We start from the raw sequence: 14,918 nt of genomic DNA, 5'->3' as shown, positions 1-14,918 counted from the left end.
TTCTCTAACTTTCAGCCCATCTGCAATCAAAGGGGCAGTTACTAAATAAGTTCCCATATTTTTCGTTTAACGGCCAATTGCACTTCATCATATGGCCGGTTCCCGTTTACCGGAAAAACAGGGGCACTCTCTTTTAAACGGTTAACGGCATCGGCCTTAACCCTGTGAACCTCTATAGGCAGATCGGACTTTCGTCTTCTTAATTCTTCCAGTTCAACCTGGATCACAAAAATCAGATGAGGATAGTCAATCTTTTTATAATAACGGGCTTCAAGAGCTGTTAAAGGCTTTCCTGCAAGCGAATGGGAAGGGGAAAGATGAACCCTGGGGCCATCCATCGGCTCGGGCATGTCATGAAAATCTTTTAAAGGAAAACGGTCGGTAATAACAAGCTGTCCGCGCCTCACGTCTTTTCGGGATTTTATGGCAATTAAATACCTTTTTCTCGCCACGTAAATCCAGAAAAGCTTTTCAATAAAAGAGGCAATAAAAGAGAGGCCCAGCTTATTAAATCCCCTCACAAGGAAAGAATTTAATTTGCTTACCTTATTTTTGGGGATACCGTAATAATAGCGTTTAACAGAGAGTTTCCAGGACAGCCATTTTTCCAGGTCTTTAATTAAGGTGGACTTGCCCGATCCGTCTGCGCCGACAAGTGAAATGATCTTCCCCTCCCCTTCGAGTGTCTTTTTTTTATGCGCCTTGACTTTACCTGAAAGCGGAAGCTCAGACAGGTAAAAAGAGAAATAGCTTAAATAGACGAGGAGACTCTTTCGCCGTCTGAAATCCCTGAGGCTCTTCAGTATTTCCACCTGGGTAAAAAAGATTTGATAAAAGGTTAATTTTTTTTCCGAAAATCTTTTGATAAATTCGCTGACAAGGCTTTCCCTCAGGGGAAGCTTGCTTTCATGTAAAAGCTTTATCACTTTAGCCCTGTCACTTTTTGATATGAGTGCTCTGAATTCATCTTCAATATCAGCGGGGAAAGCCGTGTACCCTGTGGAAATCAAATCTTTCAGGGCATGTTTGGCCAGCGACAAAAGGTCTGTTTTCATGTGCGCCCTGATGACAAGCATAATCAGTTCAATTTCAGGGCAGGGAATATACAGGTTATGGGCCTTTACAAGATTGCCGAAAAACAGGTCTTCCAGGGGCAAATGATGATTCTTGATATATTTCTGGCCCAGTATCAATTGATAATGAACATGCAGGTGAATAAAGCTTCCCGTCGCTTCATCGAAGCCCAGGTAATCTTCCATCCCCTCAAACTGTTTTTCAGGAGGGGAAATAATCTTTTTAAAAGGATGTGCCTTGAGAATTTCCTCAAAGTCCTTTTTATCATCCCTGTGAACAAGGATATCGAGGTCGGTCTTGCCGCAAAGGGCTTTCAAAAGGTGACCGTTACTTTTCCAGTGGCAATACCTGACGTTTTCACTGTTTAGGGCCTCAAAAAAAGATTTGCAGAGGGCTAATGGTTCCATTTTAGAATTCCGGCTAAACTATAAGGGTTTCTGTATATAAAATACGGGGAAATATAATGACCACAGTAAACATTCTTATGAAGGAAGGATTTTTTTTATGAAGTCCCTCAGTTTATTTCTTACAGGAATAACAGATGCGCAATAGAGCCTTTTCTTCCGGTTAAAGGGATAAAAATGACGCACCGGTCCTTTAAAGTGCAATATTTTTACATTTGGGAACCATCCCTCTTCAAAGTAATAATAATTATAGGCTTTGCAGGGAAAAAACTTGATCCGAAAGCCATTAACGACATGAACGCTGTAAGGTTCCGGATAATCATCGGGACAAGTCAATTTATTCAATGCTTTCTGGTCATTACCGACGTCATCCGTCGCTTTGGTCCATAAGTCGAGAAAATCTTTTGTGCCTTTTGTGTTATTAAAAAAAATAACACCGGCATTAACATATTTTACAATTTCAAAATGTTCCTGGTGCCATTCATTTTCCAGTTCCGAGGCATCGCGCAGTGTCACTCCAATATCGTAATCATCACTCTTTACCTCATCAATATTATCGAGCAGCTGCGCATCGCCATCGAGATAGACCACCAAATCGTCATACTGCTTCATACAATATTTAACCATTTCAGGTTTAAAAAGTGACTTGGACTTATAAGATCCCTGAACATCCCTCTCATAGTAACCTTTTTCTGCAAAGGACTCATCGTGCACCGAAAAAGGTTCTCCCCTGCCGAGGTTTCCAAGGTCGTATACGACGGGCTTGTAACCCAGGCTTTCCGCCTTTTCAACGGTTTCACCGATAACGCCTCTAAAGCTGAAATTCCTGTAAATATTACCGGCATCATCTTTAGCCTTATCACTATTTGCCCCTGTTAAAATAATCATTTGTCAATCCCTGTTTTTATTTTCAAATATCATCAAATAGAATTACCTTCTTTCAGCCAGCTCAAGGAAAAGTTCTTCATATTCCCGCGCCATTCGGGCCGCAGAAAATTTCGCATTAATTTTTTTCTTTCCCTCATCACTGAAGGCCTGCTTCAAGCCATGATGAGATTGTATTTTTTTAATTTCAGAGGCCAGGCTTGCAGGATTATCTGTTTCGAACAAAAGCCCCGTCTTTTCATTTTCCACAAGATAACGGCAACCGGGAATATCGGAAGCGACAACAGCGACACCGGCCCCCATTGCCTCCATAATACACCGTGGAATACCTTCCGAACGGGAAGGTAAAACAAAGAGGTCAAAACCTTTCAGAAAAGCAAGCCGGTCGGGCCTGAAACCGAAAAAAGTCACTTTATCAGTCAAGTTTAATTCCATGACCATTGATTTCAGTTCCTTTTCCTGTTCACCCTCTCCAATAATTGCCACATGCCAGTTCGGTTCGCCATGGTGAGCAACAGATTTAATCAATACGTCGAGACCCTTTCCGGGAGTCAGGCGGCCGATATAACCGATGACAAATGCCCCTCCTTCTTTCAGAGAGGATATCTCTGAAGCTACGGAGGATACTTCATTAATCTCGCTCGTATCAACACTGTTATTTACCAGATGCAGTTTACCCTTCAAACCCGGAATGCGCCTTAATGAAGAGAAAAGATCATGAGAAAGGGGAACAACGGCGTCAAAAAGGGGGAAAGCAAGACGATCAATCATTTCATATACTAATAATTTAAGATCAGGGTCCTTTGTCCAGCCGTGGGGGGTCGTTACAATTTTACATGAAGTCCCCCTGACAGCGAAAAGTCCTGTCAGGTCCGTTTTGTAGCCATGGGTATGCAAAATATCTATTGCATTCTCTTTAATAAAGGCCCGGAGTTTATTTACGCCTGAAAAGTTGACCCTCCCGTAAGATTCAATAATGCAGCTTGAAAAACCGAGTTTTTCCGTTTTGACGCAAAGCGGAACATCACTTCCGGCTTCATCCCTTATTGAAGCGACATAAGAACGTATTTTTTCAGGATCAAGGTGCTTAATGAGCGCGATTATCCACATTTCTGCGCCATAAAGACCGGAGGGGCTGCCCAGTTGCAGCACATTTACTTTCCGTTGCATTTAATATAGTTACCTGATCTGCAATTAATAAAACTTTGGTCTTTGGAAAAAATACCTGTGTTTTACAAAATAATAAATAAGCCCTTTAATATGTTCTCTCATGGCTTTGTTGAATTTAAAACCTCTTGAAATTTCCTGGGCATGATGGACGGCATAAAGATGGGGCACATACAAAATCTCATACCCTTTTTTCCATAGTCTGAGACAATAATCAACATCTTCAGGCGCATAAAATATTTTTTCATCCAAAAACCCGACGTCCCTTAAAACCTCTTTTCGAAAAAGCCAGAAAGCAGATATTGCATAATCCACTTTTCTAATATTTTCCTCTTCGGGCTTTTTATCTTCCCTGTTTTCAATCTTTTTTAGAAAAAAATAACGGAATATCTTTCTCCAGAGCGTGGGGAAAGTATCTGTCGATTTTTGAAGCGAGCCATTCCCGTAAACCAGGCGGGGCACAACCAGCCCGGCATTTTTCTCACTTTCCAGGACATGGATCAAACGCTCCATGATATTAGCACGCAGTTCGACGTCCGAATCCATAATGACAATATATTTGCCTGCAGCCTCTTTAAGGGCCAGGTTGCGGGAATAGGTCGTTCCCCTGTTGCTGTCCAGGTATATTGGCTTAATGATTCCTTCATGGTCTTTTTCATAGTTTTTCAGAAGTTCTACCGAGCCGTCTGTAGAACCGTTATCGACAATAAAGATTTCAGCCTTCACTTCCGGCTTATCAAGAGCGCTTAAAAGAGAGGGCAAACATCTCTCAATATGATGCCTTGAATTCCAGGATAAAATGATCAGCGATAGTTGAGTATTATTTTTCGTCATTCTTACCATAAAAAGGGAAGCTTATTACAAGCTGATATATTTCCTTACAACAGGGCCGATGGTATTTGCCAGTGAAAGGGGCATCTTTTGCCAGATCTTCTCAACGATTTCTCTATAACCCTTCGAAGCGGAACCTTCATGACGCTCTTTTTCTTCAAGGTGGATATATTTCCAGCTTAGCCGACAAGGCTCGGCGCCCCATTGGGCCTTGAATTTATAGGTTCCTTCTCCGGGAGTCGATCTTCCGAAATCGAATTCTCCATAACCATTGTCGGCGGCAAACTTTAACATATTCCAGTACAAAAGCATGTTGGTAGACAAATAGTTATATTGCCGCCTTGTAGAGGCCCAGGGAATTGATACCCTTTTTCCGTGGCATAAGATAAATCCCGTGCCGACAGGAATATCACCATAATAAACAACACCCACTCTTGCAGCCTCCCCCAATGCCTTTATGAGCGCGAGAAACCATTTTTTTGAATGAACGGGGGAGCCTAAATCCTTCATATTGGCGCTGAAAACGGTGTAGAATTTTTCAAAATCACTGATATCCAACCAGCTAAAGGTCAAACCGTTTCTTTCCGCTTTTTTAATCTGGCTTCTTAATTTTGATTTAAAGCCTGCCAGAAGACCTTCCGAAGAACCGGGAAGGGCCAGAATCATCTGTACTTTATCTCTGCGGCAAGTCACCCTGTATTGACTGCCCTTGTCCTCATCATGGGAAGCGTACTCTCTCAACTCGACATGTTTAAGGGACATTTTTTTGGCCAGCGCAAAGGCCTCCGCCGTCAGCGCCGCCCTAACAGCTTCGTCTTCCGCCAAAATACCCGCCTGGTCACAAAAAGGAAGAGACACAAGTTCCCCTTTTAAGAGAGGAGGCTTCATATAGACTAAAGGTAAAAGGCCGACAATATGCCCGTCCTCCTCTGCCATGAGATAATAAAGTTCATGCCTGTAAGCCTCTTTTACGGCAAGCCCCCAGCCAAAAAGGTGATAAGGCGATGAGCCCTCATAATTCCCTATATAAGCATCCCATTCATGTCTGTCCTCAAGTGAGGCAATTCTAATATTCATATCCCTTGAAATCCCTGCCCTGTTCTAATGAGATAATTTCAAGCCTTTAAACCAGGTTATAAAATGTATAACGAGCAGCTTGAAATATCCCATATCCATACCGGGGCCAATACTATATCTTCTTAACTCCAGCAAAGGCGTATCACCATCGATCATCTCTTCAATAGTCGTCAGGGAAACTTCAATCCCGCACTGACGGAGAATCTCTATTGTTTCGTCGTTATAATCTTCTCCGGCGCCATTGGGGTAGGCAAAGAGAGTGCATTTTTTCCCTGTAATTTCCGATACGGTGTTAAGGGAGCCTTTTATTTCCTTTTCCTGTTCTTCAGGCGGCAGGCAACTCAGAATTTCATGGGCCATCGTATGCGCGCCAAAATCAATGAGACCTGACCGGCGCATTACATTTATCGATTGGAAATCAAGCATGCCGTAGAGAGAGTCATGCGCTACGGGTTGACTTAAATCATAGCCTAATTGATGGACAACTGCCTTCAACAGGGGGCGTATTTCAGCAATAGGCATTGTCTTGAATTTATTCTTCATTTGCGCAATGAGCTCAACCTTTTCATCCTGCCCTCCTATGGGGAATATCTTTCCCTCCCATCTTACTTCCCTTGCCTCCGTATTGCTGAAGGCCTCATGGAGGCGGCATACCCAGAGCGTATCGTCCGTATTGATGAGGCCCGTCGTTAAAAAAATGGTGGCAGGCAGGCCTTCTTCCCTGAGAATGGGAAAGGCAACATCAAAATTATTCTGGTAACCGTCATCAAAGGTTATCACGGCAAGAGGGCGCCCGGTTCTGCCTGACCTTAATCTGCCGGGGACCCGGGAAAGCGGTATGACTTCAAAATTATTTTTTAAATAGCTTACCTGGCGGCGAAAAGATTCTGCATCGACGTAGCACCAGTCATAGAGTTGAGGCAGTTTTTCAACAACACTGTGATACATGACAATAGTGAGATCACTCCTGATTTTTTTTTGAATATAAGAAGATCCAAGAGCGGATATCATTTTATAAAGCAATCTTTTTAAGGGCAGATTCATAATTCAATCCATGATTCCGGTAAATGGCGAAAATAATCAGTTTTCATCCGGAAAGGGTGCTTTTTCGCAATCTCTGCGTCAATCTTCGGCTTTACTTGTGCGATGTACAGTAGTACAACTCGGCGAAACCCTTGATTTCCTTGACCTTGCAAAAAACCCCTCCTTTCCGGATTGAAAACAAAGTTTCATTTATTATAGTTTCTGGATGGACACTAATTAGGAGGCATAATATTGCAGCAAGGCCTCTCTTTTAATAATCATCATATAGCTGGTCGGCATATAGCGTCCCTCTTCATAAGCCTCTTTTCGGGCTTTGGAAGCAAAAAAAGCATTTTTCCTGTCATCTTCACTGGAACCGGCCAAATAAAACGCTCCCCCTATTTTCTCAATTAATTCGCGTATATAAGACAATTCCGGCGAAACCTCTTTCATTGCAGGGTCATAAAACCAGGTTGCGCCAAAAAGCCCCTTTACTTCCTTTCGTGTTTTTAAGGTCTGAGCAGCCAGGGCAAAGACCTCCTTCCATCCATCAGGATTAAACAACCTTAGCCGGTGAGGATTGTAGTGAAGCTCAAAGAGGGGTTCATTCCCTCCCATAGAGAGAAGCGAAAAGGACATTTTCAGCATATTTTTCAAGGACTGTTTGAACATTAATTTTCTCGGCACACCGCTTAGGGTAACATCGTGATTGCCGAAGGGCAGACTCTTAAAACAGAGTTTTTCTATATAACTTAAAAAGGGGTAATCTGTGAAAGAGAGCCTGGCCGCATTCCCTTTGTCCGCCAATTCAACTATGCGGTCAAAGTCCTGGCCCAGATAGGCGGCAACACCTTCAGGCAAAGCCTGTTTACCTATATTCCCGATATTTCGGAGATAAAGTTGATAAACCAAAGCCTGATGGTAAATCAATCTTGTCTCAATTCCCGCAGATTGATCGATTTTTTTTTCAAGATTTATAAGCCCGTCCCTGTCGGTAGCAATGAAACCGTGAATACACTGAAGGTAGTCCCTCATGACATTTTCGAAAAGTAAAGACCCTTCAATATGTCCAGGCTTATCATTTAATTCACTTATTGAGGCCTCGAGCTTCTCCCGGACCTCCTTTTTTCCACCATTACCGCGTGCAGTCATTAATTAATTTTCTTTAAAAAAATTATTTCTCTAAATAATCGGCACAGCTAATAAAGTGATGATTCCTGAACTTTTTAATAAATCGCTCCAGCTTATTGAAGCAGGCGTCCAGGTTCAGGTAATGGCGGAACTTAAACAAGAGATCCGCGTCATTCACTCTGGGCTGGCCGGGATCGACTTCCCAGGGATGCAAATAAAAGTTGTATCCCTCTTCCTTCCTCAAAATGCGCTTTACTCCCTCATAAAATAAAAATGAAGGCCAGAACCTGAAATACCCTCCCCCTCCCCAGGGAAGATTCATCCCCATAAAAGGCCAGTTGCTCACAGGCAGTTCAGCAAAACCCTCTTCATCAAGGTATGCAAGACCCCGTTTTTTATAGGACTGTAAATCGATTTTTCCGTGCCTTGAGTTAAGGCCCAGACTATTTAAGCTCGAATCATAGCGATAGCCCAGTTTTTTTAACAGGCTTATCACTCTGTCATCAACTGAAAAGCTGGGCGCCCGGTAACCAAGCACCTCAACACCTGTAATATCCTGAAGCATTTCCTTACTTCTCTTCAAATCATCGTAAAGCGCCTCTTCATCGAGAGAAGAACAGAGTTCATGACCATAGCCGTGAGAAGCGATCTCATGACCCCTCTTACTGATTTCTCTGACAAGATGGGGACTTCTTTCGGCATTCCAGCCCAGGATGAAAAAAGTAGCCTTTATTTTAAATTTATCAAAAAGCTCCAAAAGCAGGGAGGTGCTTTTTTCATATCGTTTTTCACAATTGTCCCATTCATGGTGATGAATATAAGCCTTAAAATTTTCAACCTGAAACCAGTCTTCAAGATCGACGGTAATAAATATTTTTTTTTCTTCTCCTTGAGCGCTCAAAAAGTTACCCCTTAAAGTTCAAGTTCTTTTTCGGCAAACCGAACCATATCTTTATCTTCCGGGGTTTCAATTTTTTCAAGCCCCTCGTCTCTCGTCATTGCGCCCGACCTGACCATATTGGCGATTTCCCAAACGTAGGGGTGAAATCCGTAACGGTCCTTGTGGATCTCGTTGGCAAGGGCATTTACCGTACAGTTACTTGAGTTTGCGTCCGTATCGGAAGGTTTTTCCCAACCAAGCTCCCCCAGTCTCCTGAATATTTTTTCTTCCTTATATTCTAAAAATGCAAGGGGGTGAATATTATGGGGAAACTTTTCGGGCTGAGAATAATGCGCTTCCGTCAGGAAATAGGGATTAATTCCCTCACCGGCTATCTTTAGAAGCGGTTCATAGATGGCCTTTTGCGTTATTTTCATTAAACCGGGATTCGCTTTCATAACCGATGACTGAACAGGCGCCTGGCCGGGCGACCACCCGTAACCGACAAAAGGGATTTCCTTTTCAATGGCCGTTCTTAGTATGACCGCTTTTACAAGCCCTATACAGCTAGTGCATATGGTGCTCGCCCGTTCAAGCGTTTTTGCCGGGTAAAGCTCCTCTCTGGCAGCTCTGCCGAATATATTTCTCAGCATCTTCCGGCTGGGTCTTATGACCATGTGATCGACGCCGAGATTGCCGCAGACTTTCCGCATATTGATAAAGGCCTGGTCCGAAATAAAGGTATTGTCGAAAGTAAGGGCAAGGACCTTCAGCTTATAGCGATTAACAAAAACTTCCAGCGTATAAGTACTGTCCTTGCCGCCGCTGTAAGCCATGAGCAGGTCATAATGGGATTCTTTGCTTTTTTCTTTCAAAAGATCGAGAAATTTATTTTCATACTTAAGCTTCATTGCATCGTTTGCCGCATGGCCGCGATAATTCCGGCAATGATTGCAAAGACCCTCATCATTAAATGATATTCCGGGGAATGTGGAAGGAAGAACACAATTTGTGCAGCGTTTCATGAATAGACTCCTTTATCTCTGGCCTTGGAATTAAGGTAAAAAATGTTAAAAAATCAGTAACTGCCGTTCTGCTTTTTCAAGCGGAAAGAAGCTCTTTTTTTCTTATCTTCCCGCTCGTTGTTTTTGGCAGTTCCGCCATGAATTCAACGTCATGCGGGATTTTGAAGGGTGGAAGCGACTGCTTGCAGTGCCTCATTATCTCCATTTTCTTTAAATCAAAGCCTTCTTTAAGCACGATGCAAGCCTTGATTTTTTCACCGAGCGTTTCATCTTTAATGCCGATAACGGCAACTTCATGTACGGAAGCATGCTCATGAATGACCTCTTCAATCTCTTTCGGACTGATCCGATGGGCGCCGCTTTTGATCATCTCGCTTTTTCTGCTGACAATGTAAAAGTAACCCTCTTCATCTTTTTTAGCCAGATCTCCCGTCCAGAGGCCTTCTTTTTTAAGAACCCGGGCTGTCCTTTCAGGGTTTTCCCAGTATCCGGCCATAATATTTTCGCCCTCTGCAACAATTTCACCGACCTCCCCGGCAGGAACAGGATTACCTTCAGCATCGAGCAGGTTCAGTGTAACGCCGGGAATAGCCTTGCCTATGGAGCCTGCCTTTGAAATAAGCTTTTCAGGCTCAAGGTAGGACAGGCGGGCCGAAGCTTCTGTCTGGCCGTACATGATATAAACATCGGTTTCAGGCAATATGTTGCTGATTTCCCTTGCAAGCTTTGGCGACATGGCGCCCCCTGCCTGGGTAACATACCTGAGTGAAGGAAATTGATACTCCCTGATAGAGGAACGGTTAAGCAAGATGGCGAAGGTAGAGGGAACGCCGGAAAATCCCGTTACCTTTTCTGCCGCCATTTCATCGAGAATGACATTGGGATATAAAAAGTGCTGGTTAACGACAATAGACCCGCCCACTGCAATGTGAGTCAGCAAAAGCGAATTGCCATAGGAATAAAAGAAAGGCAAAACAGCCATTACCCTGTCTGCTTCCGTCAGCTCAAGGTACTTAACAATGGAATTCGTATTGGCAATGAGATTTCTGTGCCTCAGCATGACACCGTTAGGTTCTCCCGTCGTGCCTGACGTATAGATAATCTGGGCAAGGCCATCAGCGTCGACAGCGGGAAAGGAAGGCGGCTCCGGGAAAAAACGTTGCAACAGGTCTTCCAGGTTTTCCAGATCAAAGGACAGCTTTTCAGGCACTTCTTCATCGCCTGAACTGCTGATAAGAACATTTTTTAGAGAATCAACCTGCCCTGACAGTTCTTTTACGTATTTAACAAACTTTAGCTGGCTGAGAAGAAAGGATATTTCGCAGTTATTGGCCTGATAGGTGAGACTTCTCACCGTTGTTTGAGAATTCATGGCAACAACGACGCCACCGGCAAGCAAAATTCCAAAGTAGGATTTAACATATTCCATGGGTTCATCCATCAATATGCCTGCCCGGTCTCCGGCTTTCAGTCCCCGCCTCATAAGCCAGGCTGCAATCTTTCCTGAATCCCTTAACAGCTCATTATAGGTGAGCCGTTTTTTACCGGCAATGATCACTTCCTTTTCAGGATAGTTTGAAACGGCCTTTATTAAATAGTCCTGGATTAACATAAGCATCACCCATTAGATAGTTAGCTTTAAGCTTTTTATCGGTCCCTTTTCATCAAAAACCGGGCAATTTAAGCGTAAAGACTCAATCAGGATTTTTTCCTTTCAATAAAGCCGGCCAGGTTATTTACACTATCCAGGTTTTCCGGAATCAGTTCCGTATCATCGGTGTGAACACCAAAGGTATCTTCCATCCACATGACAACTTCCAAAATTCCCGTCGAATCGATGATTCCTTTTTCGAGAAAGGAGTCATCGTTTTTCAACATATCTTCACTGTCTTCCTCGAAGATAAAATTTTCAAAAATAAATGCTCTGATTTGATTGTGCAGCATATTTCCTCCCATATTTTTCAACTTTCAATGCAATGTCATTTTTAAATAGTAATTTTCCGGACATTGGCAAGGGGTTCCCAATCGATTCTGAAATTTTCAATAAAACGTTCATGAAGAAGCTGGGTCGATAAAATGCCCACAAGGGCCATATTATCCCTGAATCCCGTGACAGCCCCTTTTTTACATTTCCTGACGAGCAAGTTCACAGGTTTTGAATTGAAATACCCATACTTGTCTATGGATTCTTCCGATAAAAGCGATGAAACATAATCGGGGGCGCCCTTACTGAAAAAACTTTTGCTGTCAGGCGCCATATAAGGCTGTTTCGTTCTTTTTGTAATTTCTTTGGGCAAATACTTTTTCATCGCTTTTTTCAAAAGGTATTTTTCATTTAACACTTTCATTTTATAAGTATAGGGCAGTTTGGAAGCAAATTCCATTACACGGTGATCAAGAAATGGAAATCGCCCCTCAATGGAATGGGCCATGAGAACCCGGTCTCCCTGCGATGAAAGGAGGTAGCCCGGCAGCAGGCCCTTGCTTTCAAGATACTGGGCCCTTTCAAAAGGTTTCCATCGGGAAAAAGAGGGATCAAGCGTATCGCCGAAGGTAATTTCCGGGGAAGAAAGGCCGATTTCATTCTTAAAATTCTGTGAATAAAAAGTTTTTATTTTTGAAGTCGTCTGCCAGCGCGGCCTGTGCGAAAAAAGACTGTCATTCACATCGAGCAGTTTGTCATTAAAAAAAGCATTCATATAGGCATGAGACTGGCTCTGAAAAGCAGGGAGATAGGGATATAGTTTTTTCAGAAGCGATGGCCTGAAGTTTGAGTTCCTGTTTTTTGCGCAAAACTCCCTGATCTTTACTTCTTTAAATATATCGTATCCGCCAAGCACTTCATCGGCGCCTTCACCCGTTAAAACGACTTTGAAATGATTGGACCGGACCAGTTTTGAAAGCAAAAAAAGCGGCGTCGGCGCCGTCCTGAAAAGAGGCTTTTCCGTATGCCAGACAAGATCGGGAAAATTATCGCCAATATCTTTATATGAGCACTTGATTTCATGGTGCGTCGTCGCCAGCGCCTTTGCCATTTCCTGCTGATAACGGCTTTCATCGAAGGCCTTGTCTTCAAAGGCAACGGAAAAAGTTTCCAGCGGGGAATTCGTATAATGACGTATCAAGGCCGTCGTTACCGATGAATCAAGGCCGCCGCTAAGATAAGCGCCAACGGGAACATCAGCTCTCAGTCTTAACCGGGTAGCATCGACAAGCAGTCTTTTTAATTCCCGGGAAGCTTCTTCTTCGGAAATGACGGTATCTTTTTCAGAAAAGGAGAGGTCCCAGTATTTTTTGACTGAAATTTCCCCTCCTTTAACAGTCATAAAGTGGCCCGGCTGAAGCTCAAAAATCCCTTTGAATGCCGTCCTCGGCGCTACCGTATGCCAGAGGGTAAAGAGCTCATCCAGGGCAAGGGGATCAATTTCTCTTTCAACGGCGCCTGTGGCGAAGATAGATTTTATTTCCGAGGCAAAATAAAAGCGCTTATTCTTCCCGGCATAATAAAGCGGTGAAATTCCCACCCTGTCTCTGGCAAGAAGGAGTTCCTTCTTTTTATTATCCCAGATAGCAAAGGCAAACTGACCGTTTAAATATTGAAGGCAATCAAGACCATGCTCTTCAAAAAGGTGGATAATGACTTCCGTATCGGAAGTGGTCCTGAATTGATGTCCCTTCTTTACCAGCTCTTCTTTCAGTTCTATATAATTAAAGATTTCCCCATTAAATACGATCCAGAGAGAACCCTCTTCATTGGACATAGGCTGGCTCCCCGATGAAAGATCGATAATGCTGAGCCGCGCATGGCCAAAACCGGCGTTTCCATCGATGAGCATGCCGAACTCGTCAGGCCCCCTGTGCTTCTGCACAGCGATCATGCGCTCTATTTCCGCCTCATCAATTTTTTGATGATCGGCTAAATTTATGATTCCCGCAATACCACACATAATTTAATTTGAATCCCTGCTGAAGTGTTCTTTCAATGATGAAGCGCTATGAATTATCCCCGGATTTGCTCTTCTTCCTACCTGGCCCCTTTGCCGAAAAGAACGACCTTGATGGTCATAAAGAAAATGATGAAATCAAGGACAGGAGACATATTTTTTATATAATAAATGTCATACTGAAGCTTTTCCCTGGCGTCATCAATGGTTGCGCCATAAGGGTATTTAACCTGGGTCCAGCCCGTAAGTCCCGGTTTGACGACCGTTCTCATTTCAAAATAGGGAATCTCTCTTTTCAGCTGATCGACAAAAAACTGCCGTTCCGGCCTTGGCCCGACAAAGCTCATATCTCCTTTGATGACGTTAAATATTTGAGGAAGTTCATCAATTCTGACCTTCCTTATAAAAGCGCCTATTTTGGTTATCCTGTTATCTTTCTCCCTTGCCCAGACAGGCCCCGTACTGTCTTCTGCATCGGTTCGCATGGAACGAAATTTATAAATGTCGAATTCCCTGCCGTTTTCACCGACACGTTTTTGTTTAAATATAGCAGGCCCCTTTGATTCGAGTTTTATCAAGAGGGGTGTAATCAATAATAAGGGGGCCGCAGGAATCAGCAAAAGCGCTGAAAGAAAAATATCGAGGATACGCTTCAGAATTTTCCTTGACCTCAACGATTTAAAGCCGTCAGAAAAAACCATCCAGCTCGGTTTCAGCTGATCGAGAGGAACTTTTCCCTCCAGCCGTTCGTTAAATGTCTCACCTTCCTCGATGGTTACGCCCTTTAGCTTACAATCGAGGAGGGCCGACATGGGAAGTTTCGCCCGCCGGTCGGCCAAGGCGACGATTATCCGCCTCACCTCTTTCTCCCTGACAACCCTGGCGATATCACCATAACCACCGACGATTCCGGGATTCACATTTCCCTGGTCTGCCTGATGGGGATTATCATCGATAAATCCCGCTAAATGCAGTCCATGATGAGGTTCGGTGTATATTTTGCTTCCAATCTTTTGGGCAAGGTCGCCTGTGCCGATAAGGAGAACTTTTTCTCTGGGCATCTGAAAGTGGGTTACATGAGTGAAAAGAGAACGCCATGACGTGATAAGAAGGGGCAGCACAAGCGCATTAACAATCAGCATCCCCTTCCACACACTGATTTGAGGCGAAACATAATAAATGCCCATCAGCACAAGCGTTGCCACGCCAAGGGCCTGGGCTAACTTGACAAGCATTTGCTGGCTCGGACGGTATAACTCGGGTGAATAAATATCAAAATAGTAGAGTGAAACCATATAAACAACGACCATAAGAATTATTTTTATGACAAAAGGATCATAATGAAGAATAGCCGATCCGACAACAAATGAGATAATATGGCCAAGTGCGATCAGCGCCATAAAAATAATGATCAGTTCTGAAATCCACAGGTAAAGTTGCTTTATCGGAAAATATCGATTAAAAAAGAAATACATAT

General features: G+C 43.4%; 13 protein-coding genes. All 13 read right to left on the bottom strand.

The window, feature by feature from the left end:
- Positions 1-41: 41 nt before the first annotated feature.
- Positions 42-1,481 (bottom strand): hypothetical protein, encoded by a 1,440-nt coding sequence (locus tag OEV42_00590; GenBank protein ID MDH3972747.1) that lies wholly within the window; start codon positions 1,479-1,481, stop codon positions 42-44.
- 75 nt (positions 1,482-1,556) lie between these two features.
- Positions 1,557-2,366 carry a putative nucleotide-diphospho-sugar transferase gene (locus OEV42_00585; protein MDH3972746.1) on the bottom strand — a complete coding sequence of 270 codons (810 nt, stop codon included), beginning with the start codon at positions 2,364-2,366 and terminating at the stop codon, positions 1,557-1,559.
- 42 nt (positions 2,367-2,408) lie between these two features.
- On the bottom strand, positions 2,409-3,533 hold the full coding sequence (locus OEV42_00580) for a glycosyltransferase family 4 protein (GenBank protein ID MDH3972745.1): 1,125 nt from the start codon (positions 3,531-3,533) through the stop codon (positions 2,409-2,411).
- A 24-nt stretch (positions 3,534-3,557) separates the two neighbouring features.
- A complete protein-coding gene (locus tag OEV42_00575) occupies positions 3,558-4,364 on the bottom strand; it encodes a glycosyltransferase family 2 protein (protein ID MDH3972744.1) in 807 nt (268 codons plus the stop codon).
- Between the two features lie 24 nt (positions 4,365-4,388).
- Complete coding sequence (locus tag OEV42_00570; GenBank protein MDH3972743.1) at positions 4,389-5,438, bottom strand: FemAB family PEP-CTERM system-associated protein; 1,050 nt, start codon at positions 5,436-5,438, stop codon at positions 4,389-4,391.
- Between the two features lie 24 nt (positions 5,439-5,462).
- A complete protein-coding gene (locus tag OEV42_00565) occupies positions 5,463-6,449 on the bottom strand; it encodes a polysaccharide deacetylase family protein (GenBank protein ID MDH3972742.1) in 987 nt (328 codons plus the stop codon).
- 249 nt (positions 6,450-6,698) lie between these two features.
- Complete coding sequence (locus OEV42_00560; protein ID MDH3972741.1) at positions 6,699-7,613, bottom strand: hypothetical protein; 915 nt, start codon at positions 7,611-7,613, stop codon at positions 6,699-6,701.
- 22 nt (positions 7,614-7,635) lie between these two features.
- A complete protein-coding gene (locus OEV42_00555) occupies positions 7,636-8,493 on the bottom strand; it encodes a DUF3473 domain-containing protein (protein ID MDH3972740.1) in 858 nt (285 codons plus the stop codon).
- An 11-nt stretch (positions 8,494-8,504) separates the two neighbouring features.
- Positions 8,505-9,497, bottom strand: a complete 993-nt coding sequence (locus OEV42_00550) for a hypothetical protein (protein ID MDH3972739.1) — start codon at positions 9,495-9,497, stop codon at positions 8,505-8,507.
- Positions 9,498-9,573: 76 nt separating this feature from the next.
- Entirely contained in the window at positions 9,574-11,109 is a 1,536-nt protein-coding gene (locus OEV42_00545) for an acyl--CoA ligase (GenBank protein MDH3972738.1), read from the bottom strand.
- Positions 11,110-11,195: 86 nt separating this feature from the next.
- Positions 11,196-11,441 carry an acyl carrier protein gene (locus OEV42_00540; GenBank protein ID MDH3972737.1) on the bottom strand — a complete coding sequence of 82 codons (246 nt, stop codon included), beginning with the start codon at positions 11,439-11,441 and terminating at the stop codon, positions 11,196-11,198.
- 41 nt (positions 11,442-11,482) lie between these two features.
- Positions 11,483-13,444: an asparagine synthase (glutamine-hydrolyzing) gene (gene asnB / locus OEV42_00535; protein MDH3972736.1), complete on the bottom strand. Its 1,962-nt coding sequence runs from the start codon at positions 13,442-13,444 to the stop codon at positions 11,483-11,485.
- Between the two features lie 77 nt (positions 13,445-13,521).
- Positions 13,522-14,916, bottom strand: a complete 1,395-nt coding sequence (locus OEV42_00530) for a TIGR03013 family PEP-CTERM/XrtA system glycosyltransferase (GenBank protein ID MDH3972735.1) — start codon at positions 14,914-14,916, stop codon at positions 13,522-13,524.
- Positions 14,917-14,918: the final 2 nt, after the last annotated feature.

It is taken from the genome of Deltaproteobacteria bacterium (genome assembly GCA_029860075.1).
GTDB lineage: Bacteria > Desulfobacterota > JADFVX01 > JADFVX01 > JADFVX01 > JAOUBX01.
Note: the sequence above shows the minus strand (reverse complement) of the source record. Positions and strands in the feature narration are given on the sequence as shown.

Coding starts and splice junctions, on each gene's coding strand:
- OEV42_00545 (MDH3972738.1), bottom strand. CDS start 11,109: ATGTTAATCCAGGACTATTTAATAAAGGCCGTTTCAAACTATCCTGAA.
- OEV42_00550 (MDH3972739.1), bottom strand. CDS start 9,497: ATGAAACGCTGCACAAATTGTGTTCTTCCTTCCACATTCCCCGGAATA.
- OEV42_00540 (MDH3972737.1), bottom strand. CDS start 11,441: ATGCTGCACAATCAAATCAGAGCATTTATTTTTGAAAATTTTATCTTC.
- OEV42_00585 (MDH3972746.1), bottom strand. CDS start 2,366: ATGATTATTTTAACAGGGGCAAATAGTGATAAGGCTAAAGATGATGCC.
- OEV42_00590 (MDH3972747.1), bottom strand. CDS start 1,481: ATGGAACCATTAGCCCTCTGCAAATCTTTTTTTGAGGCCCTAAACAGT.
- OEV42_00560 (MDH3972741.1), bottom strand. CDS start 7,613: ATGACTGCACGCGGTAATGGTGGAAAAAAGGAGGTCCGGGAGAAGCTC.
- OEV42_00575 (MDH3972744.1), bottom strand. CDS start 4,364: ATGACGAAAAATAATACTCAACTATCGCTGATCATTTTATCCTGGAAT.
- OEV42_00570 (MDH3972743.1), bottom strand. CDS start 5,438: ATGAATATTAGAATTGCCTCACTTGAGGACAGACATGAATGGGATGCT.
- asnB (MDH3972736.1), bottom strand. CDS start 13,444: ATGTGTGGTATTGCGGGAATCATAAATTTAGCCGATCATCAAAAAATT.
- OEV42_00580 (MDH3972745.1), bottom strand. CDS start 3,533: ATGCAACGGAAAGTAAATGTGCTGCAACTGGGCAGCCCCTCCGGTCTT.
- OEV42_00565 (MDH3972742.1), bottom strand. CDS start 6,449: ATGATATCCGCTCTTGGATCTTCTTATATTCAAAAAAAAATCAGGAGT.
- OEV42_00530 (MDH3972735.1), bottom strand. CDS start 14,916: ATGTATTTCTTTTTTAATCGATATTTTCCGATAAAGCAACTTTACCTG.